The 23,643-nt window shown below is 49.2% G+C and carries 20 protein-coding genes; 18 read left to right on the forward strand and 2 right to left on the reverse strand.

The window, feature by feature from the left end; translation table 11 throughout:
- Window positions 1-278: 278 nt before the first annotated feature.
- The 16 genes from ACAN54_RS22070 to ACAN54_RS22145 all read left to right on the forward strand — a co-directional run bounded on the left by ACAN54_RS22070 (window position 279) and on the right by ACAN54_RS22145 (window position 19,295).
- Window positions 279-902, forward strand: a complete 624-nt coding sequence (locus ACAN54_RS22070) for a 3D domain-containing protein (RefSeq protein ID WP_379160927.1) — start codon at window positions 279-281, stop codon at window positions 900-902.
- Between the two features lie 166 nt (window positions 903-1,068).
- Entirely contained in the window at window positions 1,069-1,206 is a 138-nt protein-coding gene (locus tag ACAN54_RS22075; RefSeq protein WP_178382567.1) for a hypothetical protein, read from the forward strand.
- Between the two features lie 232 nt (window positions 1,207-1,438).
- Window positions 1,439-2,518, forward strand: coding sequence for a cell wall-active antibiotics response protein LiaF (gene liaF, locus ACAN54_RS22080; RefSeq protein WP_379160534.1), 1,080 nt, complete (start codon window positions 1,439-1,441; stop codon window positions 2,516-2,518).
- Window positions 2,519-2,520: 2 nt separating this feature from the next.
- Window positions 2,521-3,576, forward strand: coding sequence for a HAMP domain-containing sensor histidine kinase (locus tag ACAN54_RS22085; protein WP_379160537.1), 1,056 nt, complete (start codon window positions 2,521-2,523; stop codon window positions 3,574-3,576).
- A gap of 79 nt (window positions 3,577-3,655) precedes the next feature.
- Window positions 3,656-4,309 (forward strand): response regulator, encoded by a 654-nt coding sequence (locus ACAN54_RS22090; RefSeq protein WP_379160540.1) that lies wholly within the window; start codon window positions 3,656-3,658, stop codon window positions 4,307-4,309.
- 314 nt (window positions 4,310-4,623) lie between these two features.
- Window positions 4,624-6,321 carry a S1C family serine protease gene (locus tag ACAN54_RS22095; protein WP_379160543.1) on the forward strand — a complete coding sequence of 566 codons (1,698 nt, stop codon included), beginning with the start codon at window positions 4,624-4,626 and terminating at the stop codon, window positions 6,319-6,321.
- Between the two features lie 124 nt (window positions 6,322-6,445).
- On the forward strand, window positions 6,446-7,132 hold the full coding sequence (locus ACAN54_RS22100) for a response regulator transcription factor (RefSeq protein WP_379160546.1): 687 nt from the start codon (window positions 6,446-6,448) through the stop codon (window positions 7,130-7,132).
- A 1-nt stretch (window position 7,133) separates the two neighbouring features.
- A complete protein-coding gene (locus ACAN54_RS22105; RefSeq protein ID WP_379160549.1) occupies window positions 7,134-8,582 on the forward strand; it encodes a sensor histidine kinase in 1,449 nt (482 codons plus the stop codon).
- Between the two features lie 59 nt (window positions 8,583-8,641).
- Entirely contained in the window at window positions 8,642-9,598 is a 957-nt protein-coding gene (locus ACAN54_RS22110; RefSeq protein WP_379160552.1) for a 4-hydroxy-3-methylbut-2-enyl diphosphate reductase, read from the forward strand.
- A 305-nt stretch (window positions 9,599-9,903) separates the two neighbouring features.
- Entirely contained in the window at window positions 9,904-10,950 is a 1,047-nt protein-coding gene (gene aroF, locus ACAN54_RS22115; protein WP_379160555.1) for a 3-deoxy-7-phosphoheptulonate synthase, read from the forward strand.
- Between the two features lie 282 nt (window positions 10,951-11,232).
- The gene (gene glnA, locus ACAN54_RS22120) at window positions 11,233-12,657 is read left to right on the forward strand and encodes a type I glutamate--ammonia ligase (protein ID WP_379160558.1); all 1,425 of its coding nucleotides are present in this window, start codon (window positions 11,233-11,235) and stop codon (window positions 12,655-12,657) included.
- Window positions 12,658-13,241: 584 nt separating this feature from the next.
- A complete protein-coding gene (locus ACAN54_RS22125) occupies window positions 13,242-15,977 on the forward strand; it encodes a GH36-type glycosyl hydrolase domain-containing protein (RefSeq protein WP_379160561.1) in 2,736 nt (911 codons plus the stop codon).
- Window positions 15,978-16,159: 182 nt separating this feature from the next.
- Entirely contained in the window at window positions 16,160-17,044 is an 885-nt protein-coding gene (locus ACAN54_RS22130) for a hypothetical protein (RefSeq protein ID WP_379160564.1), read from the forward strand.
- Between the two features lie 105 nt (window positions 17,045-17,149).
- Entirely contained in the window at window positions 17,150-18,241 is a 1,092-nt protein-coding gene (gene serC / locus ACAN54_RS22135; protein ID WP_379160929.1) for a 3-phosphoserine/phosphohydroxythreonine transaminase, read from the forward strand.
- Window positions 18,242-18,348: 107 nt separating this feature from the next.
- Entirely contained in the window at window positions 18,349-18,813 is a 465-nt protein-coding gene (gene trmL, locus ACAN54_RS22140; protein ID WP_379160568.1) for a tRNA (uridine(34)/cytosine(34)/5-carboxymethylaminomethyluridine(34)-2'-O)-methyltransferase TrmL, read from the forward strand.
- A 227-nt stretch (window positions 18,814-19,040) separates the two neighbouring features.
- Complete coding sequence (locus tag ACAN54_RS22145) at window positions 19,041-19,295, forward strand: AbrB/MazE/SpoVT family DNA-binding domain-containing protein (protein WP_379160573.1); 255 nt, start codon at window positions 19,041-19,043, stop codon at window positions 19,293-19,295.
- Between the two features lie 448 nt (window positions 19,296-19,743).
- Here the strand turns inward: ACAN54_RS22145 and ACAN54_RS22150 are convergent, their stop codons facing one another.
- Window positions 19,744-20,811: a phosphodiester glycosidase family protein gene (locus ACAN54_RS22150; protein WP_379160576.1), complete on the reverse strand. Its 1,068-nt coding sequence runs from the start codon at window positions 20,809-20,811 to the stop codon at window positions 19,744-19,746.
- The gene (locus ACAN54_RS22155) at window positions 20,808-21,215 is read right to left on the reverse strand and encodes a hypothetical protein (protein ID WP_379160579.1); all 408 of its coding nucleotides are present in this window, start codon (window positions 21,213-21,215) and stop codon (window positions 20,808-20,810) included. The genes ACAN54_RS22150 and ACAN54_RS22155 overlap by 4 nt, the downstream gene beginning before the upstream one ends.
- Window positions 21,216-21,494: 279 nt before the next feature.
- On the opposite strand from ACAN54_RS22155, the gene ACAN54_RS22160 reads away from it, so the two are divergent.
- Both ACAN54_RS22160 and ACAN54_RS22165 read left to right on the forward strand, forming a co-directional pair.
- Complete coding sequence (locus ACAN54_RS22160; protein WP_379160582.1) at window positions 21,495-22,151, forward strand: response regulator transcription factor; 657 nt, start codon at window positions 21,495-21,497, stop codon at window positions 22,149-22,151.
- A 68-nt stretch (window positions 22,152-22,219) separates the two neighbouring features.
- On the forward strand, window positions 22,220-23,437 hold the full coding sequence (locus ACAN54_RS22165; RefSeq protein WP_379160585.1) for an aminotransferase-like domain-containing protein: 1,218 nt from the start codon (window positions 22,220-22,222) through the stop codon (window positions 23,435-23,437).
- Window positions 23,438-23,643 lie beyond the last annotated feature (206 nt).

The following is a 23,643-nucleotide window of genomic DNA, read 5'->3' on the forward strand; positions in this document are numbered from 1 at the left end:
GTGAAACGGGAAACCTTCGCTAATAGGGGGAGGTTTAACTAATGAACAAAATGGGCTTATGCCAGAGGTTTTGGTGTCTTTTCGTTACTATTGTGCTGCTGCTGACTGCTGCCGGGGTCTATCCTGATTTTGGACGCAAGCCAGTGAAAGCTAATGGGGCGGAAGACACTGCAGATCAGTTAAGTAACCACTTACACCAGTCAGTCGATTCGCAATATACCAAAGATACTCTGCAGTTCAGCAGTGTCAGCAGGAACACCCGTCCGGAAGTGTTGTCAGTGGGTCAAGCTGCACTATATGATCAAGGAGAATCTGTCTCCAGAGGGGTATCCCGTTCTGAAGCGCTCGCACAGTCCGGCAAGCCGGAAGCCACTCAGGCTCCAAAACATACAGCTGCACCTCAAGCAACCAAACCACCGGGTAATACAGCAGCCAAGCCTCTGGAAAGTGTCCAGGTAGCGGCACCGGCGCCGGAACAGATTATCACCTCATTAAAGGTTACAGCCACAGGTTACACAGCAGGGTTTGAATCTACAGGCAAAACCGCAAAGCATCCGCAGTACGGGATCACGTATTCAGGTGTTAAAGTGCGCCGGGACAAGAATGCTGTATCGACCATCGCCGCTGATCCTAAGGTGATTCCGCTTGGCAGTGTTTTGTATATTCCCGGCTATGGCTACGCGATTGTGGCAGATACCGGTTCGGCGATCAAGGGCCGGAAGATTGATCTTTATTTTTCCACTACCAAACAGGTGTATAAGGAATGGGGTAAAAAAACGGTAGTCGTGCAGCTCATTAAGCGGGGGAACGGAAGATGTACCGAGAACATGCTGAAGAGCCTGGGCAAGGCTATCCAAACCTACAATGCCATTCCACAGGATCTTCTTGAGGAAGTTATCTAGGTTTGCCCTATTCATTGGCAGTATGAAGTTTATTTCACATAAGCATGCATAATAAGGTCCCGCCTTTCCCATAATACGGACTGGGGCAGAATTCACAGCCTCTTTCGTAAGATTCTCTGATGTGTTCTGCTATCAGACTGCATAAGAGACAAGGGAGGTGATTTCCGTGGCCAATTCTAAAAAACCAAAGGTTCAAGAAAACTATAAAACACCTAATGAAAAATACAATGCTGAGTTTGCTGTAGAAAATGACGGCGCATCCAAGCAGAGTATTGCAAAACCGGTTCAAAAACCGCAGCAATAATGCTGTAGTTCCAGATGATCAATCACCGGCTGTCCCGTTTCCGTTCAGTTTCTGAGCGGCGGGGCAGTCTTTTTTTGTGTGGACAGAGTTTTACTGTTATTTCCATGCGCCTCGGTCCCGAGGCTGAGTCAAGTTTCCTTCTCCCGGCGCTGTTCTACGGCTGCTTGTTCCTGTAGACTAAGGCTATAAGAATGAATGAGTAAGCTACACCAATATAAAGGGGAAATGAAGGATGAAAAGACGGTTCACCAGCCAGATCCTCGGGGGTTTGATCCTGATAGGTCTGGGAGGAATGTTTCTTCTACGGCAGATGGGATATACCAATTTCAGTATAGGTTCCCTTTTTGCTGATTATTGGCCGGTTATTCTCATCATTATGGGAATGCAGAATTTTCTGTCTACGAATGAGCGCGGCTCCAAGGGTTCATCTGCTTTTTGGGGGTTCCTCTACCTGGCACTTGGGGTTTATTTTCTGGGGCGCAATCTGGATTGGTTTGAGGTTTCTGCCGGTGATTTCTTCAAATTACTGATTCCCGTGATGCTGATCGGTGGAGGATTATACGTGATCTTCAAGCCCCGGGATCATACTCCGCCAGTACCTCCGTCACCGCCAGCACCGCCACCTTTCTATCCTCCGGGACCTGGAGCAGGTTCTCTGGATGCCGAACCTCCCAAGCCCCTCGAATCCACGCTGGATGAGCAGTTCGAACAGAAATTCGGCAAGCCTGAAGGGCAACGGGATTGGAATGAGTACCTTCATAAGGATGAAGAGGAAGATGAGGATGAAACCGGGCATTTTCACTCCGCTGCAGACTCACGCTGGCAGGAGAAGCACGAACGGCATGAACGCAGACGGCAGGAGCGCAGGGACCGCCACGCCCGCCGGCATGGCGGATGGCATGAAGAGTTCCATGGTACCGGTGAACATAAGGATTCGACGAACCGGTCTGCTTTTATCGGGGATGTTCATATGGGTAAGGATCACTTTCAATTGAAAAATACAAATATTTCGCAGTTCATTGGCGACACCGTCCTGGATCTTACCAACGCACAGATTCCCTACGGAGAGACGAAGATCAATATCTCTGCTTTTGTAGGCGATATCAAGGTGTATATACCGGAAGATATGAACCTGGGAGTTAAGGTGAACAGCAGTTCTTTTATCGGAGATATGCAGGTGCTGGAGCAGTCGCGAAGCGGATTCATGAGTAGTGTCCAATGTACCACACCGTATTATAAGGAAGCCGGCAAAAAAATCCGCATTAATGTCAGTGCCTTCATTGGCGACATTAAAATTAAAACGGTGGGGTAAGCATGGGGAAATTATTAAGCAATACCAAATGGATGCTGCTGGTGTATTTTCTGCTTAGTGGAGGGGTAACCGCCGGACTTATGTATGCCGGGACATGCCTGGGCTATATCAAGGTTCAAGATTATCGCATGTGGCTGTATCTTTGTGTGGGGATCGTGCTGTTCACTGTAGTTGTGGGATATATGGCCGGCCAGCGGATTCAGCGGCGGATTGATCTTTTAGACCTGAATATGCTGCAGGTGGCCAAAGGGAACCTTTCGGTACGGATGCCCGAGAGCGATGACCAGTCCTTTGCCAGGGTATATCACGAGTTCAACATGATGATGGATACTGTGGAGAACAAGATGCAGCTGCTGCAGCGGTTGGGTGAGCAGGAAGTGATTGAAAAGGAAAAGGCAGCGGAGAGCGCGGTGCTTGAAGAGCGGAGGCGTATGGCACGGGATCTGCATGATACCGTAAGCCAGCAGCTGTTTGCGATTCATATGTCCGCTTCTTCGCTGCCTAAAGTGCTGGAGCGGAGTGCGGAGCATGGTAGAACTGTAATGGATCAGCTGATTACCATGTCCCAAATGGCGCAGAAGCAGATGAGAGCCTTGATTGCTCAGCTTCGGCCGGTCGAACTGGAGGGGCGGAATCTGTTCGAGGCGCTGGAGAAATGGTTCCCGGATTATTGCCGTCAGAATGGGCTTAAAGGCGTGAAAGAGCTTGAACTGCAAGGAGAGCTGTCCGAAGCCATTGAGCATCAGCTCTTCCTGATTATCCAGGAATCGATGGCGAACATTGTTAAGCATGCGGGAGCACGGCTCGTCAGCCTGTCGCTGCGTGAAGTGCCGAGACAAGTAGTGCTCAGCATCAGCGATGACGGACAAGGCTTTGAACATGTTCAGCATAAGCAGGGTTCCTATGGACTTACAACGATGCGTGAACGCGCGGAGAAGCTCGGCGGGCAGGTGGAGATCATCAGCCGTAAGGGAGCGGGTACTACGATCCGTGTACATATACCAAAATTTGTTCAGGGTAACCCGGAGCTGGATAATGCCGGCGCTGCTGAGAACTGATACACCAGGCGAAAGCTTAAGATACTGCTTATACTGCATGCAGGAGGTTAAGCTCCAACATACTCTGAGGAGGATAAATATGAGTGTTATAAAAGTTCTGCTTGTAGATGATCATGACATGGTCCGGATGGGCCTCAAAACATATCTGATGCTGGACCCGATGTTTGAGGTTATCGGAGAGGCGGCAAATGGACAGGAAGCGCTGCAAACGCTCCGGAGCTGGGGGAAGGATGCACTGCCCGATCTGGTTCTGATGGACCTGATGATGCCGGTGATGAACGGGGCGGAGACTACACGTGCGGTATTGGCTGAATTTCCGGGTCTCAAAATCGTAATTCTCACCAGTTTCCTGGAGGATGATCTTGTTGTAGATGCCATTGAAGCCGGTGCCGTCAGCTATGTGCTCAAAACGGTCTCTGCTGAGGAGCTAATCTACGCGCTTCAAGGCGCGTTCCGCGGCATGCCGGTTATGACAGGTGATGTATCCCAGGCACTTACCCGCGGCATCCGCCAGCGAATGGTTCAAGGAGACTCTTCCGGCCTTACCGAACGGGAGAAGGAAGTGCTGCTTCTCATTGCCGAAGGCAAGACCAATAAGGATATCGGCGAGGAACTGCATATCAGCATCAAAACTGTAAAGACCCATGTCAGCAACCTGCTGATGAAATGTGAGCTGGATGACCGAACCCAGCTGGCAATTTATGCCCACCGCAAGGGCTGGGCGCAGGGATAAGGAGAGAGGACTCCCTGCGTTTGCTCGCGTTCTTTTGGTGGCAGTGTGTTTTACCTCTTAACTGCAATATTAAATTCCTTTCTTTAGTAGTTTCTGGCCCGGCGCGTTCTGTGCGCTCGGGCCTATTTTCGTATCTAGACGCGAATAACTTAGCAAGGCCAATTCTCTGCTCTCCTGCATGACACTAGGGTCAACCACTTTTTATCTCCGCTTAAATTGTTTTTAATGTGACCTTAAGGTTTAAAGTACAAAATAAGACCAAGAAAACAAATTAATCCTTGCCTGATGCGCAAGGTGCGGGAGGAAAGAAAAACATGGACGATAACAAAAACAACTATGATCGTGACAACAACCTTAATCGTGATAATGATCTGTCTCCGGAGCGGGAATGGGATAGCAACAACAGCGACAATGTAAACAGCAATGATAGCGTAAATAACAATAATAATAACACTCCGGAATCCGGATCTTCCTACTACTATTCTTACGGTCCTTTTCAATCTTTGAACAAAGATGAGATGAATCCGGAAGAACCTCAGCATTATAACCGCCGGGAACCGGAACGTGTAGAGATTAATCCTCCGCAGCCGGTCAGACCGGTGCCTTACAGCACTTCACTCCGTACAACCGGAGACGGCAACGGCTCACGGGGCGGTAATGGAGCAGACGGAGGCAACGGCTGGCAGTACAACCGCAAAACCAAGAAACCTGTAAAAGCGGTGCTGGTCTCTTTTCTGGCCGGAATGGTTGTTCTCTCAGGCTCGATGTTCATGGCGGATCGCGGTAACTGGTTTACAGGAGATCAGGTAACGACAGCGGCTGTATCTAACACTGCAGCCAAGACGGCCAATGGTAGCGCAAATGTTGCACCGGCAACTACCACAACGTCGCTGCTGACAGGAACAACGGATGCTTCCAAAGTAGTTGATACCGTAGGGCCGGCAGTTGTCAAGATTGAGACTTTAGTGAAAACCAACGCTGGCAGAAATTCCACCAATCCGAATATGAGTGATCCGTTCTCGCAGTTTTTCTTCGGTGATCAATTTGGAAGCAACGGCTCTTCCCGTTCAGATTCAGGATCGAATTCAGGATCGAATTCAGGATCAAATTCAGGGTCGAATTCTTCCCAGCTTACGCCGTATGGAATCGGTACAGGTTTTATCTATGATGCGGCCGGGTATATCTTGACCAACCAGCATGTGGTTGACAATGCCGATGTGATTCAGGTAACTGTTGACGGCAATACTAAACCATATGAAGCCAAATTGCTCGGTGTCAGCAAAGATCTGGACCTGGCTGTTCTGAAGATTGAAGGCAGCAACTTCCCGACTGTAGACCTTGGCGATTCAGACAGCATTAAGGTCGGTTCTGAAGTAGTCGCTATCGGTAACCCGCAGGGCTTCGACCATACAGTTACTGCAGGTGTGCTCAGCGCCAAAGACCGCAGTATTGATATCAATGAAGAAGACGGAAGCGGCACCCGCAATTATAAAAACCTGCTGCAGACGGATGCCTCTATCAACCCTGGTAACTCCGGCGGTCCATTGCTCAATCTGAATGGTCAGGTTATCGGAATGAACGTAGCCGTTAGCACAGATTCACAAGGGATCGGTTTCGCTATTGCGGTGAATACCATCAAAGAGGTTGTAGACAAACTCGAAGCCAACCAGGAAATTCCTAAAGAGCCGGTTCCATTTATTGGTGCTTCGCTGATGACCATTACTGATGAAGTAGCCAAACAGATGGGTACGGATATCAAAGAAGGTTCTGTCGTAGCCGACATTATCTTTAAATCACCAGCCTATACTGCTGATCTGCGCCCATACGATATCATAACCGGTGTGAACGGAAAGAAATATGCAACCAGCCAGGATCTGATTACCTACATCCAGACGCTCAAAGTAGGAGACAAAATCACACTCGATGTCGTTCGCGACGGCAAAACACTGGAACTTCCCGTAACGATTGGCAACAAAAATGACTTCAACACTACTCAGACTCAGCAGCAGTAACAAACACCGGACGGTGAAGTGCACAGCGGAAGGGGAGACCCTTCCGCTTTTGCTGCACTGGCTGAGAAACCCTGCAATCATGTTACAATAGAGATATACGATTTGGACAATGGGGGCTGTTTGGATGCGACCGAATATTTTGATTATTGATGATGATGAAAAAATTATTTCTATGCTGCGCCGGGGACTTGCATTTGAAGGGTATGACGTAAAGACGGCTACAAATGGGGCCGATGGCTTGCGCGCTGTTCTGAACAGTGATCCGGACGTGGTAGTGCTGGATGTCATGATGCCTCAGATAGATGGTTTCGAGGTATGCAGACGTCTGCGGGAGGGTGGCAGTACGGTTCCGGTACTCATGCTCACAGCAAAAGATGAAATTGAGCACAGGGTAAAAGGACTGGATCTGGGAGCGGACGATTATCTGGTCAAACCGTTTGCGCTGGAGGAGCTGCTTGCCCGTGTACGCGCATTACTGCGGCGTAAGAGCGAGCAGGGCGGAGGTTCGGATCAGGCAGTCTCTTACGAAGATATTACCCTGGATGTGGATTCGCGTGAGGTAACCCGCGGAGGCAAACGTCTGGAGCTGACCGCGAAGGAGTTCGAGCTGCTGCATCTGTTCATGCAGAATCCCAAACGGGTGCTGTCCCGTGATCTGATCATGGATAAAATCTGGGGTTATGATTATAGCGGGGAATCCAATGTGCTTGAAGTATATATTGCCATGCTTCGCCAGAAAACCGAGGAGCACGGCGGCAAAAGACTGATTCAGACGATCCGGGGAGCCGGTTACATCCTAAGAGGTGACTAATATGTCGATACGATTGCGGCTGACTGCTTGGTATTCAGGGATTCTGGCCGTTATGCTGCTGGCCTTATCAGCCGCAATTTACGGATTTGTCTATTTTAATACGTATGGTGATTTGAAGGACCGGCTTACCCATCAGGCACAGCAAGTAAGTCTCAAGCTGGGAATTAACTACGATGGCACATTACAGCAAGTGCTTGGCGGTCCTGCAGGTCAAAGCCTGTTTGCCCAAATGTATATTTATGATCTGGAAAAGATGATCTCCAGTCCAAATATGTCTGAGATCAATCTTGAATTTAAGGTTCCGGCACAGGAAGTTGTTATGAAGCAGCAAGGATTTTCGCAAGCCTATTACAATGGAAATCCTTTTCTGATCTACCAGCAGCCCATTGAAGTCTCCAGTTCTAACAGCAGTCATTCGGCTGTGCTTCAAGTTGCGGTTTATACAGGAGAGCAAGTGTCATTGCTGAACAGGCTGAAGAACATACTGATTGTCGGCTCTTTTGCCACCTTGATTGCAGCCTTCACCTTCGGCTTGTTCCTTGCACGCAAAGCGATGAGCCCGATCGGCAAGGTCATTGAGGCAGCCAATGGGATTCAGACAGGGACCGACCTAAGCTCACGTATTGTATATGACGGGCCGCAGGACGAGATTGGACGGCTGATTCAGACGGTTAACAGCATGCTCGGGCGGATGGAGGGTTTTTATACGGAGCTGGAGGATTCTTATGCCACTCAGCGCCGTTTTGTATCCGATGCATCACATGAGCTCCGGACACCGCTGACAACAATACGGGGGAATATCGACCTTCTGCAAAAAATATGGGAAATGAATCCCGAGGAAAGCCGGATGACGGACGCTGAGGTCCGCCAGCTATCGCTTGAATCGGTGAAGGATATCGCGGATGAATCCAAACGTATGAGCCGCCTGGTGGCCGACATGCTGTCGCTCGCCCGGGCAGATACAGGCCGGACGTTTGATATTGAGCCTGTAGCGCTGGAGCCAATGATGACAGAAGTGGCCCGCAGAGCAGCCTTTCTGCCACGGCAGGCCGAATGGACCGTTGGGGATCTCAGCCAGTTGAATGGCAAATATATTGTCGGCAACAAAGACTATCTGCAGCAGATGATGTTTATTTTTATTGATAATGCCTTCAAGTACACTCCATCGGGTGAGGTCACGCTGGATGCCGTATTTTATCAGAATCAGGTGGGTATCCGCATTACAGATACAGGGATTGGTATGGATAAAGACGAGATTCCGCATATATTCGACCGCTTTTACCGTGCGGATGAATCGAGGGGGATTACGGAAGGAATCGGTCTCGGCTTGTCGATTGCCAAATGGATTATTGATGAGCATGGAGGTTCGGTAGAGGTGGTTACGCGCCAGGGCGAGGGTACGACTTTTGTAATCTGGCTGCCGCTGCTCTTTGCTCCCCCGCTGGAATAGGGTATAATTAGGCAGGTCCTATTACAGCAGTTCAACGACAGCAGAAAGCCGGTGAATATATGGAAGTCATCAAAATTTCTCCCCGGGGTTATTGCTATGGCGTCGTCGATGCCATGGTTATGGCACGGCAGGCCGCGCAAAATCTTGATTTGCCCCGGCCGATTTATATACTTGGCATGATTGTGCATAACAGCCATGTCACCAATTCGTTCGAGGACGATGGAATCATTACACTAGACGGACATAACCGTCTGGATATTTTGGATAAAGTAGACAGTGGCACGGTGATTTTCACTGCCCATGGCGTATCGCCGGAAGTACGCCGTCTGGCCCGGGCCAAAGGTTTGACCACAGTGGATGCCACCTGCCCGGATGTGACAAAGACTCATGATCTTATCAAGGAAAAGGTAGAAGAAGGCTGCGAGATTATCTATATCGGCAAAAAAGGTCACCCCGAGCCGGAAGGCGCCGTGGGTATTGCACCTGAGCATGTCCATCTGATCGAGAAGGAGGAGGACATCTCCAGCCTGTCGATCTCTTCTTCGCGTATCGTGATTACGAACCAGACCACCATGAGTCAATGGGATATCAAGCACATCATGAAAAAACTGTTGGAGACCTTCCCGGGAGCTGAGGTGCACAACGAAATCTGCATGGCAACCCAGGTACGCCAGGAAGCGGTGGCTGAACAGGCCGGACAGTGTGAGCTAGTCATCGTAGTTGGAGATCCACGCAGCAATAACTCTAATCGCCTGGCCCAGGTGTCAGAAGAGATTGCGGGAGTGCCTGCACACCGGATTTCCGACTTGTCAGAGCTGAAGACGGAATGGCTGCAGGGGATTACTAAGGTAGGGGTAACCTCCGGTGCTTCTACACCTACGCCCATCACCAAAGAAGTCATCAGTTACCTCGAACAGTACGACCCTGCATTTCCTGAGACATGGGAGATCAAACGTACTGTAAATATGGCGAAGCTGTTGCCGCCTGTGAAGAACAAGAGCGCAAGCGCGACCTGAACTAATGATATTCTGATGGACTTATACCGTTTGTAGAGAGCACGTAACTTCCATTTAGGGGGATGCGTGCTTTTTTTCTGTGGATATAACTCCCTGCAGACCCATAAGTTACCTCAGGGAATTAGAGGAAACCAGCCATAATATGGACACAGTACCGAGGATATAGCAGATTACGGATTGACTAATGAAGGGGAATGCGTTAAAATTGCTTTAGCGCTTAAAAGCGTACACGCGTCGTAGCGAAATAGTATATTCTTTTTCTTAAAGTCTAATTCAGTATATTTGTCCAAAAGGGGAGCTATAATATGATCGTCATCACATCCAATCAAACACCACAGGAACAGGTCAACGAGATTATTGCCGTCATTGAAAAAGAAGGCCTTCAAGTCCATCTCTCACGCGGTGCAGATCATACCGTTATTGGCCTCGTAGGCGGAGTTACACCTATGCTTGCAGAGCATCTGCGTCAGATGAAAGGCGTCAAGAACGTGGTGAAGATCTCCAAATCCTATAAACTGGCCAGCCGTGACTTCCATCCCGAGGATACGGTAATTGATATCCGTGGTGTGAAGATTGGCGGTGAGAATCTGGTCATCATGGGAGGACCCTGCGCCGTGGAATCTCCTGAACAGATTGATGAGATCGCCCGGCTGGTCAAAGCTTCCGGGGGCCAGGTGCTGCGCGGCGGAGCGTTCAAACCGCGTACGGGTCCATACAGCTTCCAGGGTGTAGGCGTGGAAGGTCTTACGATGATGGCGGAAGCCGGCAAACGCCATGGTCTGTTGACCATCACCGAGGTAATGACACCGGAGTATGTTGATATTTGTGCGGAGCATGCAGATATTCTGCAGGTAGGCACACGCAACATGCAGAACTTTGACTTGCTGCGCAAGCTGGGTACCTGCGGGCGGCCTGTGCTGCTCAAGCGCGGCTTCAGTGCGACATACGATGAGCTCTTGAATGCAGCTGAATACATTCTGGCCGGCGGCAACCGTGATGTTATGCTCTGCGAACGCGGTATCCGCACATTCGAGACGTACACACGCAATACGCTTGATCTGTCAGCTATTCCTGTGCTCCAGAATCTGAGCCACCTTCCAGTCATTTCCGATCCAAGCCATGGTACGGGACGGCGTGAGCTGGTTGAGCCTATGGCCAAAGCTTCGGTTGCTGCGGGGGCTAACGGACTGATTATTGAGATGCATACCGATCCGGACAATTCTATGACGGGAGATGGAGTGCAATCTCTGTTCCCTGAGCAATTTGACAAGCTGCTGAGAGATTTAGAGAAGCTGGCACCGCTTGTGGGACGCAAGTTCTCCAATTCTCTGGAGGCGGCTCCCGCCCTTTAATATTACCGCTGCATACGATTTCTAACAGTCCTCCATCCCGCTTATGGGCGGGGTAAGAGGACTGTTTTTGCATATAGCGGAGTGAATGTAACATGTGAATGGACAAGATGTGCATTTTTCACCAAAGCGTCAGAATATCTTACATTGTCTCAAGAAATACCTGACATAAGCATTGACGATGTTAGGTCTGAGATTTATAATGACGACAGTAAAAAATTAAAAACAAGAACATTTTGATACTGTGAGCGGCCTAATGTTCGGAACTTGGGGAGGAATAAATTCATGTCGGTTGAAAAAGTGTTGCAGACGATCAAAGAGAACAATATCGAATGGGTGGATTTTCGTTTTGTAGATTTGGGTGGACGCGCCCATCATATCTCACTGCCAGCTTCTGCGGTTGAAGAAGAAACATTTGAGAATGGTGTAGCATTTGATGGTTCTTCCATTGCTGGTTTCCGTGGAATTGAAGAATCAGATATGGTCATGATGCCTGATCCAAGCACTACATATATCGACCCTTTTACAGCTCACCCAACGCTTAATATCATGTGCGACATTTTCACACCTGATGGCGAACGTTATGAGCGCGACCCGCGCGGTATCGCAGTAAAAGCAGAAGAGTTCCTGCAAGCAAGCGGTGTAGGTACAGCAGCATTCTTCGCACCTGAATCCGAATTCTTCATCTTCGATGATGTTCGTTATGAGAGCGGAATGAACAGCTCCTCCTTCTTTGTAGATTCGGAAGAAGCGGCATGGAACACCAACCGTAAAGACGAAGGCGGCAACATGGCATTCAAAGTAGGCGTTAAAGGCGGTTACGTGCCGGTTGCACCAGTGGATTCCCAACAGGACATCCGTAGTGAAATGTGCCGTTTGCTTGGTGAAGCAGGCCTTGAAATCGAACGCCATCACCATGAAGTAGCCACTGCAGGCCAAGCGGAAATCAACTTCCGGTTTGACACCCTGAAGAAAACAGCTGATAATCTCCTGACTTACAAATACATTGTGCAAAACACTGCACGCCAATACGGAAAAGTAGCGACTTTCATGCCAAAACCGCTGTTCGGCGATAATGGTAGCGGTATGCACGTTCACCAATCCATCTTCAACGGCGATTCTCCTTTGTTCTACGAAAAAGGCGCTTATGCCAACCTGAGTGAAATGGCTTTGCATTACATCGGCGGTATCCTGTATCATGCTCCGGCACTGATCGCGCTGACAAACCCAAGCACCAACTCGTTCAAACGTCTGGTTCCTGGTTATGAAGCACCGGTTAACCTGGTATACTCCAAAGGTAACCGTTCCGCTGCAGTCCGTATCCCGGTAGCTGCTGTGACACCTAAGGGCTGTCGCATTGAGTTCCGCACACCGGATTCCACAGCTAACCCTTACCTGGCTTTCTCGGCAATGCTGATGGCTGGCCTGGATGGAATCAAGAAGAAGATTAACCCTGAAGAAATGGGTTACGGTCCACTGGACAAGAACATCTACGAATTGTCCGATGAAGACAAGAAGCAGATTCGCAGCGTTCCTGGTACACTAGAGGAAGCATTGGATGCCCTGGAAGCTGACTTCGAATTCCTTACAGAAGGCGGCGTATTCACTAAGGACTTCATCGATAACTACATCTCTCTGAAACGTGGAGAAGCTCAAGCGGTTGCCATTCGTGTTCATCCGCATGAATACTCCCTGTACTTTGATGTATAAGATCGTCTGACCCATATTTAAGCAAGAAGCCTCCGGGAAACCGGAGGCTTTTTCTATTGCTCCTGTTAGGATTAGTAAATGGATGGAGCGGCAGGAAACCAGCCATTAGAGTGTGGGATTGCATGTATGATGCGAGTGTGACGGTGCTGACTGCCTCTCTAATGGCTTTACAGCGGCGCAGTGGTGCATTTATGAAGCGAGAGCTTTGAAGCTGTTGTGAGGGCATCTGAGACGTATGGATTCACATTGGATTGATACGAAAATTTTCGATAATATCATCCGGAAAGACCATTTATTTATTTCAAATATTTATGGTTGCGTTTGCAAAGGAGCAATTTGCTTACTTATCTGGCGGAAATATAAATTTATCAATGAATAATAAGTTCTTTTAGATTATAATTGGTCATTTTCGAAAATGGTTTCGTAAATAATGTGACCAGATTTTTTTCGATAAATGCTGTCTATATAGGGTTTATATGATGAATGTTAATGATAAAGAAAAAACTTTACAAAGAAATCCTGCGATGTAATAATTAAAATCGAAACCGGTTTCTGTATTATGAGCGGTAGAAAGGATGATATTAGTGAATCACAAGAGAGCGGGATGGGCTTTTACCGGAAATAATGGGGATTTCAGTCTGAGACAGCCTGACCGGAGCAGCTTCTTATATTTTCCTCTGGTGAATGAGGGGGGCATGATGTCTTCAGTAAGCCCTAAGCTTCACGGTCAGGTGACTTCGGGTCACAATACCTTTTTGACACCTCCCCTGTCGGTGGAGGATCTGCATAACTCACGGGCTTCCCGTAATTTCTGGGTGTATGTAGAAGGTAAAGGCGCCTGGTCCGCAGCAGGGAACTCCGCCCGGCAAAATGCCAAGATGTATGGGGATGAAGCTGATGAAGCACTCTTAGAAGCTGGATTGCTATGGCACCGTGTAACCCGCGAGAGCCGGGAGTTAGGGATCAAGGCAGAGATCACCAGTTACGTACCGGCGGGTGATGATAAGGTTGAGCTTATGAAGGTGATGCTCACTAACTCTTCTCTAGAGGAAATAACAATTACGCCAACAGCGGCGGTTCCGTTGTATGCGCGTTCAGCGGATGATCTGCGCGACCATCGTCATGTCACTTCATTGCTGAACCGGATTTATATTTCTGAGCATGGTATTGAAGTACAGCCTGCTTTATCATTTGATGAACGTGGACACAAGGTTAACCATACCACTTATGGAGTGTTTGGGACCTCAGAAGGGGGAGAGCAACCTGTTGGTTTCTTTCCTGTGCAGGAGGAATTCATCGGTGAAGGCGGCAGTCTGGATTGGCCGGAAGCAGTGGTGTTGAATCTGGAGCCGCAAGTTGGAGCAGGTGGAGGCGAACGTAAGGAGGGCTACGAAGCGCTTGGTGGTCTGAGGTTTGCCAGAGTAGCTTTACAGCCAGGTCAGAGTATTAGTTACGTGATTCTGCTAGCAATTGGGAGTGACAGAATCAATGTGTCAGCATTAATGGACAAATACGGTTCACCCCATGCTTTTGATCAATGGCTTCAGGAGAACCAATCGTTCTGGGCTAATAAGGTGAATACAGTGGAGTTCCACACCAGCGATCCGGATGCCGATCAGTGGATGAAATGGGTCACGCTGCAGCCGGTGCTCCGCAGACTGTATGGCAACTCCTTTTTACCGTATCATGACTACGGGCGGGGTGGCAGAGGTTGGCGTGATCTCTGGCAAGACTGCCTGGCGCTGCTGATCATGGAACCGGCGGATGTCCGCAGTCTGTTGCTGAATAATTATGCAGGTGTGAGAATTGACGGCAGCAATGCGACGATTATTGGCCAGCAGCCAGGTGAGTTCCTTGCCGACCGTAACAATATTCCGCGCGTATGGATGGACCACGGGGCTTGGCCATTCCTCACAACTATGCTGTATCTGGATCAAAGCGGTGATCTGGATTTCTTGTTTGAGCAGCAGAGTTATTTCCGTGATTCTTTCATGGCCCGCTGCAGGGAGCGCGATGCATCTTGGGAACCTTCCGCAGGCAGCACGCTTCGGACCGTAGATGGTGAGCAATATTCAGGGACGATCCTGGAGCATATCCTGCTGCAGAATCTGGTGCCTTTCTTCAATGTGGGCGAACATAACAATATTCTGCTGGAAGGTGCGGACTGGAATGATGGTCTGGACATGGCTGCACAGCGTGGTGAAAGTGTTACCTTCACGTCCTTCTATGCCAGCAATCTTCTGGATCTCTCTCATTTGCTGCGCACGCTGAAAGAGCGTAAAGGGCTTGAAGTAGTGGAAATGGCAGAAGAAATTACGCTGCTGCTGGATTCATTGTATGAAGCGGTGGATTATGAGTCTGTATCTGCCAAACAGGCACTCCTCGACCGGTATTATGCTGCAGCACCCAATAAGGTGAGCGGAAGACAAGTCAAGCTTGCTGTGGACAATGTAGCGGATGATCTGGCTCATAAAGCGGAGTGGATCTTTGAACATCTGCGTCAGAGCGAGTGGGTACAGAGCGCACAAGGAGACGGCTGGTTCAACGGTTATTATAATAATGACGGGGAACGTGTGGAGGGCGAATTCGAAGACCATGTCCGAATGACGCTTACCGGCCAGGTGTTTCCGCTTCTCGGCCATGCCGCCTCTGCGGAGCAGATTCCGCAGATCATCACAGCGGTGGAGCGCAATCTGTATGATGAGAAGATCGGGTACCGGCTGAATTCGAATTTTGGCGGTATTCAACAGAATTTGGGCCGTGCGTTCGGATTTGCCTTTGGACATAAAGAGAACGGCGCTATGTTCAGTCATATGACTGTGATGTATGCGAATGCACTATATAAGCGCGGCTATGTAAAAGAAGGGCGCAAGGTACTGGATTCACTATACAGCCTTAGTGCCAATTTTGAACTCAGCCGGATGTACCCCGGTATTCCTGAGTACATTAATGAACAGGGAAGAGGCATGTACACCTATTTAACCGGTTCCGCAAGCTGGATGCTGCTGACTATGGTGACGGAGGTGTTCGGGGTCAAAGGTCAAGTGGGCGATCTGCTGCTTCAGCCGAAGCTGATGAAGGAGCAGTTCGACCTGGAAGGCCAAGCGTCGCTGAAGACAATTTTTGCGGAACGTCTGCTTGAGGTCGTCTACGTGTCTCTAAGCAGTGCGGATTACGGAGCATATCAAATACAGTCCGTTAAGCTTAATGGTGCTGAGGTGACGCTTCAGCGCGTCTCAGAGGGTGTTGTAATTCCCCGCGGAGAGCTGACGGCTTTGTCTGAAGGAGATGTTCATCTGCTTAGGGTGGAACTGATCTAACCGAAGAATAGATAAGAGGAGCGTCAGCTTACCCGGATATACGGCGGCGGACGCTTTTTTTCTGAATGCACAGACGTATGGCGGTATACGTAACCGCAATAGTGCGGCGTTAAGATGAATGTTATGCTTAATAAGTATGTGTGAAGTCAAGACTAGCAGTTGTGGAAAGGAAGGTTTCAAACATGGCTTACAGTCTCTCAAATGGCATTCTTAAGGTAGATATTGCCGATATCGGGGAGTACAGCGGTACGCGATTCGATTGGACTGGATTTATTACAGGAGTGACTTTAGTACAGGGGGGGCATACCTTTGGTGTTCCGGAGAGCCTGGTTCCAGGTCAGGGAAGTGGCGGTATGGGCTTCTGTAATGAGTTCGGCATTTCCCGGGCAATTGGTTATGAGGATGCAGCGGTTGGCGAGTGGTTTCCGAAGCCTGGAGTTGGGTTGCTGCAAAAGGTAAGTGATGCACCATACGATTTTTTCGGGAGTTATCCGTTGATTCCTTTCGAGGTGGTTGAAGAACGCAGCGAGGTGTCCGCTACTTATACTGTTCAGCCGATGGAGTGCCGGGGTTATAGCATGCTTTTGACCAAGTCCATTGTGCTGCAGCAGGACCGGCTGAATATTTCCTATACACTGGAGAACATGGGAGACAAGCCGCTGCATACCGAAGAGTATATCCATAACTTTGTGGGAATTAACGAGGCAAATGTCGGGCCTGACTATGAGCTTAGAATCCCGGCTGGACTCAAAGTGGAAGAACCGGAATCTTCCTATACGGCAGAGCTGCTCATGGTATCGGGAAATACCCTTAGCTGGAGGGCGGAGCCTGACCGTCCATTCTACTGCAGACTGGGAGGCAGGGGGCGTGGGGAGGCCGATTGCTTCTGGGAGCTGCGTCATTCCACAAGTGGAGTCGCAGTGAAAGAGAGTGGAGATTTCACAGTTGACCGTATGGCGCTGTGGGGTGAAAAACATGTAATTTCTCCCGAGGTTTTTGTGGACGTCAGCATTTTACCGCGTCACAGCAAGCATTGGAGCCGCAGCTACCGGTTTTTCAACATATAATGGCCGCGATCTTACCTCTTATGTGAATAATTATACTTGATGGTGTGTGAGATTATTGCTATCATAGCGATATCCATATTCATAGGAGAGAAAGGGTGGGGAGCAATTTTGAACAAGAGAGCATACAATTTTAACGCTGGTCCAGCGGCACTGCCGCTCACAGTACTTGAGCGCGCACAAGCGGAGTTTGTCGAGTTCCGGGAGAGCGGAATGTCCATTATGGAGATGTCGCATCGTGGGGCGATATACGAATCCGTGCATAATGAAGCGCAGGAACGTCTGCTTTCGCTCCTCGGCAATCCTGAAGGCTACAAGGTTCTGTTCATTCAAGGCGGAGCAAGCACGCAGTTCGCCATGATCCCGATGAACTTTATCTCTGAAGGCCAGGTAGGCAGCTATGTTATGACAGGAAGCTGGGCGGAGAAGGCGTTCAAGGAAGCGAAGCTGGCAGGCGGTGCACATGTCGCTGCTTCTTCCGAGGATAAGAAGTTTCTGGCTATTCCGGAGCTGAGCAGTATCAAGGCGGCCGATAATGCAGCTTATCTGCATATTACTTCGAATGAGACGATTGAAGGTACGCAGTACGCGGAGTATCCGGATTCCGGTTCTATTCCACTGATCGCGGATATGTCCAGTGACATTCTCAGCCGTTCCTTTGACGTGAATCAATTTGGGCTGATCTATGCTGGTGCGCAGAAAAATCTCGGGCCTTCTGGTGTAACCGTGGTGATTGTCAAGGAAGAGCTGGTTGCCAAATCTCCATCGAATATTCCGACGATCCTGCGTTATGATACACACCTGAAGAACAACTCTTTGTACAATACACCACCATCCTTCTCTATATATATGGTTAACGAAGTGTTAAAATGGATTGAGGAGCAAGGCGGACTGGCCGGCATAGAAGTTAAGAACCGCGATAAAGCAGGTCTGCTGTATGATCACATTGATGGCAGCGATGGTTTCTACCGCGGGGTGGCGGAAGCGGGCAGCCGTTCCATTATGAACGTTACATTCCGTATGCAGTCGGAAGAGCTGGAGAAGCAATTTGTCAAAGCGGCCGAGCAGGAAGGTTTTGTTGGGCTGAAGGGACACCGCAGTGTTGGTGGCCTGCGCGCCTCCATATACAATGCCGTTCCTTACGAGAACATAAAGGCACTATCCGATTTCATGAAGCATTTCCGGCAAACTCAAGGTTAATGAATGCGAATTTTGCAGCCTTCCGCCTGTTGGCGGGAGGCTTTCTGCTTTCAAATCCTACAACACCAACAGGCTGTTGAGCCTGAAGAGAGGAAGTTCACTACGTTATGGCATTACATATTGTACTGGTGGAACCGGAGATTCCGGCCAACACCGGCAACATCGCCCGGACCTGTGCAGCAACGGGCACCCATCTTCATCTGGTACGTCCACTCGGCTTCCGTACCGACGATGCTACACTGAAGCGTGCAGGACTGGATTATTGGCATGCGGTGCATATCGAATATCATGACTCCTTTGCGGAGGTACTGGAAAAGTATGCAGAGGGCCGGTTCTTTTATGCAACAACCAAGGCAGACAAGCGCTATAGTGATTTTGCATTCCAGGACGGGGATTTCTTTGTATTTGGCAAGGAAACCAAGGGCTTGTCTCCTGAGATTCTGGAAGCTGGCAGGGAAACCGCCATGCGTATGCCGATGAGTGAGGCTGTAAGATCACTGAACTTATCGAACTCGGCAGCGATTATTGTTTATGAAGCACTGAGGCAAATGAATTTTCCGCAACTTTTTTAAAAATTATCCTAATTTTTTTGATTTTTTCAGCAGGATTCGACATTTTGGTAACGAAATAGAAGAATAGTGCCGAAATAAGTAGTATAGAGCGTGAACTTACTAATGTTATAAGAGAAGTTGCCGGAAAATTCTGTGTATCAGCTTTTCTGGCAACTTCACTGCCCCATTCTTAAGTTCATCTTATATAGCTACTAATTTTTAGTTGAACAGGAGAGTGTAAGTTAGATATGAAACCTGCTGGCGTAGTTCGAAAAGTAGATCAGCTGGGTAGAATTGTTCTGCCTAAGTCCCTGCGTAAAAGGTACCAAATGAATGAAGGGGACCCTGTAGAAATTCTGGTGCAGGGAGATCATATCATTCTGGAGCGTTACCGTCCCAAATGTGTCTTTTGCGGATCGATCGAAGGCGTAAGCGAATATAAAGATCGTTATATTTGTGCTGAATGCCTGACGGAAATGACCCAATTGCCAAGACACGCCTAGATCAAACCGGGCATTTCAGGAGAATGTTCGCAAGAGGCAACATGTACATAGGTTAGACATCAACTTGCGCCCTCTTGCGGAAACACCATTCAAGTTCCAAAGTGGGCTGCAGCCAAGCGGCGACTGCTGTACTGACAAAGGACGGTGACCGTCCCTGAGGGATAGAAGGATGTATGATGTGAAGTTCTACATCCTTCTCTTCCCAAAAAAGAGCGCCGCACATTTGTGCGGCGCTCTTTTTTATAGGCCGTTGGTCTTGTCATCGTTGTACGAAGCAGTAAGAATACCTGCAAGAAACAACAGAAACACAAGGGTGATGATCCAAAAAGTCAGGGAAAACGACATGCGTACACCTCCGTGAGTGACTGTATTCGTTTCCCTGATTATAACCCGCAGTTTACCAAAAATAAACGAAAATGTGATCAGCTTCATTGACAATACATAATTATTATCTAAAGAAGAGAAAACTCGTAGGAACCTTACGCAGATTTCCATCCGATGGCTGATTGATGACCCTTCCATTGAAAATCAGGGAAGAAGAACCTCCGCCATCCAGATTGTAGGCATCCGTAACACCCATGCTCGACAGTTTGTTTTGAAGCTCCGTTAGAGTTGCGCCGGAGTTCCCATTTTCATTATAACCGTCTGCTACCATAATCAGCAGCTGGTCATCCTTATACTTGCCGATAACTGTGCGCGGGGCACGTTTGGGGGACACTTGCCATTTGGATGGAATGGGCATCTTGCTGTTATTCTTCAGCAGAACCGGAACAAAAGTAGCGCCGAAAACAGGCTGTAAGCGGTCCAGCTGGGTCCGGCTGTAAAATTGGCCTCCGATCAGCTGGCCTGAAGCGTTCAGTCCAACAAAACTGAGATCCTTATAGCTGGATTCGAAGCCGTACAAGTATTTACCGCCGATGACTGTTGTGGAGAGCGGGTAACGTTTGCCGTCCTGGTCCGCAAATCCGCCGGCGTTGATGCCGGCAGTTGCGCCATAGCGGTTCACAGCCTGAAGTGTCGTTTCTGCTCCGCCTTTGCCGTTTCCGGCCAGACTCATTTTCATGGCGGTAGGGTCCTTGAGTTTTACTTTGAGAGCATAAGCTTTATAATTGCCGGGGTTCAGCCGGTAGAGTTCAATGGTTATCCGGTCGCTTTGTACGACATCGGCAGGAATGCCGAGCCTGGAAGTGATCCTGCGGTTGTAGATATTCTCCGGGCGTCTTGCCTGGGACTTGGCCATTTGGACCAGTGCATTCATGGCATTAGTAGTCTGATTATACAGTTTCGCACTGGCTCCGATGGAATCTATAGTATACGAGGCCGATGCTTGAGCAGCAGTCAACTCATTGAGCAGCGCGGCCGTTTCATGGACAGGTCCAGGTTCTGCAGTGAACTTGCCTGCATCCAGGTTCAGGTCAAGAGGCGGTTGATACCACCATAAACAGAGAAACAATCCGATAAATGGCGCGGTCAGAAGCATAAAGAAACGGTTGACTCTTTTAACCGGCGTCATCATTTCAGCAGGTCCATTTCTTGTTGCAGGGCAGCCAGCTGTTTGCGCACTTCGTTAAGCTGGGTGTAAAGCTTATTGCTGTTATCTGTTTTGTTGCTGGCATTATCTTTGGTAAAGGTGAGAAGCTCGTTAAAGGTCTGAACCGTATTCTGCAATTCCTTGACTTGTTGGGAGAGCACTCCAATTCGCGTCTCGTAATCGGTCTTCAAAACGGTAAGCTGCTGCTGGCTCTGGGTGCTAAGCTCGCTCAGCACCTGCTCTTTAAGATGGTTGGTGTAGCTGTACACGGCGTAAAATCCGAGTCCGATCATCAAAATCCAGAACAGTAAAAACCATTTTACGGAAGATCGGCTTCTCGCTGAAGTAGAACGCGAGTGTATCGGTGTCGATTCCGCTAGCGGTTGCATGTAATCACCTCAGGCAAATTTTTTTCAAGTTCTCATTCTATCAGACTTTTACTATTTTCGCAAAAGTGAAAAGGCTTATGAAAACATGAAAAAGTAATTGCACTTTATCAAACTACTGGATACAATTTCTATAGATTGGAAGTTATGAGGGGCGTATTCAAGGAAAAAGAAGGGAATATTGACAAGTCATCATGGAGCCTTGCTTGTGTACCGACAAAAAACGCTACGGCGCTTCTCTTTCTGGGTAAATATATATAGTAGCAGGAGGTTTGGGCAGTAATGATGAAGGTGTGGCGGGTGATCATCGTGGGATGTCATCCCACAAGTATGCTGGGTACAAAATTGATTTTAGAGGAAGGAAAAGAAATTGAAGTCGTAGGTATGTTCTCCACGTGGAATGAGGCTGTTAATACTGTTCAACAGGAGCAGCCGGATCTGGTGCTGACCGATTATGAAATGCCGGAAGGCAGAGTGGAGGGTCCGCTGGTAGAGATGAAACAGAGCTCGAAAGAGTCTCATTTCATTATTATGACCGAGGAAGAGGACTGTGACCTGTTCCAGCCGCTCATGGAGCTCGGCGCAAGCGGCGTATTGTCCAAGGGGGCTTCTCCCCGTCAGCTGCTGCAAATGATCAATGGATTGCGTGAAGGATTTCTCTCTATTCCGCTGAACTGGGTGGAGAAAGGGCTTCGGCCGATGACAAGCTCCCGGGGACTGGACGGGCTGCTGCAGTTGACCCAGACTGAGATGTTCATAATGGAACGGATTGTTCAGGGAATTACATACGATAAAATTGCTCTTGAAATTGAAGTCAGCCGGCGTTCTATTGATAACTATCTGAGAAAAATATATGTGAAGCTGGAGGTCTCCACCAGAGCGCAGGCTATTGAGAAATTCGCGCTTTTCTCCAGACAAAAAAGGCAAATGTACGCATAACCCAAGCATGACGACATATTGCAGGCCCGGAAGGAATATTCTTGGTACCAGGGAGAAGGGGGGAGCATATGAAATATGAGTTTTCTGCCCGCGCACATACATTGAATTCTTCACCACTGCTGAGCATACGTACAGAGACACGCAGGGGTACGTTGATTTCATTAGCCGAAGAGCTGCCGGCCGAAGAATTGTTTCCATTATCTCTGCTGGCTGAAACAGCATCCACAGTAATCTCGGAGGATGCCGGAGCTCTGCAATATGGTGATCCTGAAGGGTATGGGCCGCTTCGTGAATGGTTAACCGGAGACTGGCTGAAGGCCAAGGGTGTGAGTGTTCCCGAAGGCGGAGTTCTTCTGACAACGGGAAGCCAACAAGCGATTGATCTATTATCCAGGGTGTATATTGACCCCGGAGACCGTGTATTGGTGGAGAACCCGACATCTCCGGGAATTCTGCAGGTGCTGCGGATGCAGGGTGCTGTGATTATTCCGGTCCGAAGTGACCGGGACGGGCTGCTGCCGGAGCACTTGCGGACCCAGATCCGCCTGCATCGGCCCAAGATGCTGTTCGCTACGCCGAGCTTTACAAATCCAAGCGGGATGTTATGGAGCTTGGCCAGACGTAGGGAAGTACTTGAGCTGTGTACCTCGCATAACCTGCTGATTGTTGAGGATGATTCTTATGGTGATCTTCATTTTCAGAGGTACACTGAACATCCGTCAAAGAAATATCCGTCTTTATATGCACTTGAGAATATCAGTGAGGGCGGACATGTGCTCTACATTGGTTCCTTCAGCAAAACCGTTGCACCTGCCCTGCGGACGGGCTGGGCGGCAGGCAGCCGCGAGTTGATCGGAATGATGGCCGCAGCGAAGCAGATGGCCGATTGGCAGTCCAGCTCGCTTAATCAGCGGCTGCTGCATCATCTGCTGGATGCGAGCGCTTTTGACCTGCGCGAGCATATCGCCCTGCTGAACCGTGAATATAACACCCGCCTGAAGCTGATGGCGGAGCTGCTCAAGCGTCCGGCGTGGAAGAGCTGCAGCTATGATCTGCCGTTAGGCGGTATGTTTCTGTGGGTGACGCTTCCAGAGGGCTTGGATTCCATGGCGCTCCTGAAAGCCTCGCTGGCAAAAGGCGTGGCCTTTCTGCCCGGACCGCTATGCAGTGTAACCGGCGGGAATGACCGTATCCGGCTTAACTTCAGTCATCCCGGCCGGGATGAGCTGCTGCTGGGCATGAACCTGATGAGCGAGGCGGTTACGGAGTTCACGGCGCGGAGCTGAGGGTTCAGGGGCCAGGAAATCTGGGGTTGAAGGTATGGTTGTGTACAGTCTGTTATGAAAAACGAGTCTCCTGAATTCAGGGGACTCGTTTTTTCAGTGTTATCGGGCGGAGAGAGATGTCATGGGCGGAATGATAATGAAGCCTAGAGCAGCTGTGAAGACGGCCGAAAGCGGGGCAAACGCACTTATTCTAGCGTTGGCCCCGC

The organism is Paenibacillus diazotrophicus (genome assembly GCF_042610465.1).

Excerpts from the sequence above, each read along its gene's own strand:
- ACAN54_RS22110 (WP_379160552.1), top strand. The coding sequence starts at position 8,642 with ATGGAAGTCATCAAAATTTCTCCCCGGGGTTATTGCTATGGCGTCGTC.
- ACAN54_RS22130 (WP_379160564.1), top strand. The coding sequence starts at position 16,160 with ATGGCTTACAGTCTCTCAAATGGCATTCTTAAGGTAGATATTGCCGAT.
- ACAN54_RS22160 (WP_379160582.1), top strand. The coding sequence starts at position 21,495 with ATGATGAAGGTGTGGCGGGTGATCATCGTGGGATGTCATCCCACAAGT.
- trmL (WP_379160568.1), top strand. The coding sequence starts at position 18,349 with ATGGCATTACATATTGTACTGGTGGAACCGGAGATTCCGGCCAACACC.
- ACAN54_RS22150 (WP_379160576.1), bottom strand. The coding sequence starts at position 20,811 with ATGATGACGCCGGTTAAAAGAGTCAACCGTTTCTTTATGCTTCTGACC.
- ACAN54_RS22100 (WP_379160546.1), top strand. The coding sequence starts at position 6,446 with ATGCGACCGAATATTTTGATTATTGATGATGATGAAAAAATTATTTCT.
- ACAN54_RS22105 (WP_379160549.1), top strand. The coding sequence starts at position 7,134 with ATGTCGATACGATTGCGGCTGACTGCTTGGTATTCAGGGATTCTGGCC.
- ACAN54_RS22165 (WP_379160585.1), top strand. The coding sequence starts at position 22,220 with ATGAAATATGAGTTTTCTGCCCGCGCACATACATTGAATTCTTCACCA.
- ACAN54_RS22095 (WP_379160543.1), top strand. The coding sequence starts at position 4,624 with ATGGACGATAACAAAAACAACTATGATCGTGACAACAACCTTAATCGT.
- liaF (WP_379160534.1), top strand. The coding sequence starts at position 1,439 with ATGAAAAGACGGTTCACCAGCCAGATCCTCGGGGGTTTGATCCTGATA.
- aroF (WP_379160555.1), top strand. The coding sequence starts at position 9,904 with ATGATCGTCATCACATCCAATCAAACACCACAGGAACAGGTCAACGAG.
- ACAN54_RS22155 (WP_379160579.1), bottom strand. The coding sequence starts at position 21,215 with ATGCAACCGCTAGCGGAATCGACACCGATACACTCGCGTTCTACTTCA.
- glnA (WP_379160558.1), top strand. The coding sequence starts at position 11,233 with ATGTCGGTTGAAAAAGTGTTGCAGACGATCAAAGAGAACAATATCGAA.
- ACAN54_RS22145 (WP_379160573.1), top strand. The coding sequence starts at position 19,041 with ATGAAACCTGCTGGCGTAGTTCGAAAAGTAGATCAGCTGGGTAGAATT.
- ACAN54_RS22090 (WP_379160540.1), top strand. The coding sequence starts at position 3,656 with ATGAGTGTTATAAAAGTTCTGCTTGTAGATGATCATGACATGGTCCGG.
- ACAN54_RS22085 (WP_379160537.1), top strand. The coding sequence starts at position 2,521 with ATGGGGAAATTATTAAGCAATACCAAATGGATGCTGCTGGTGTATTTT.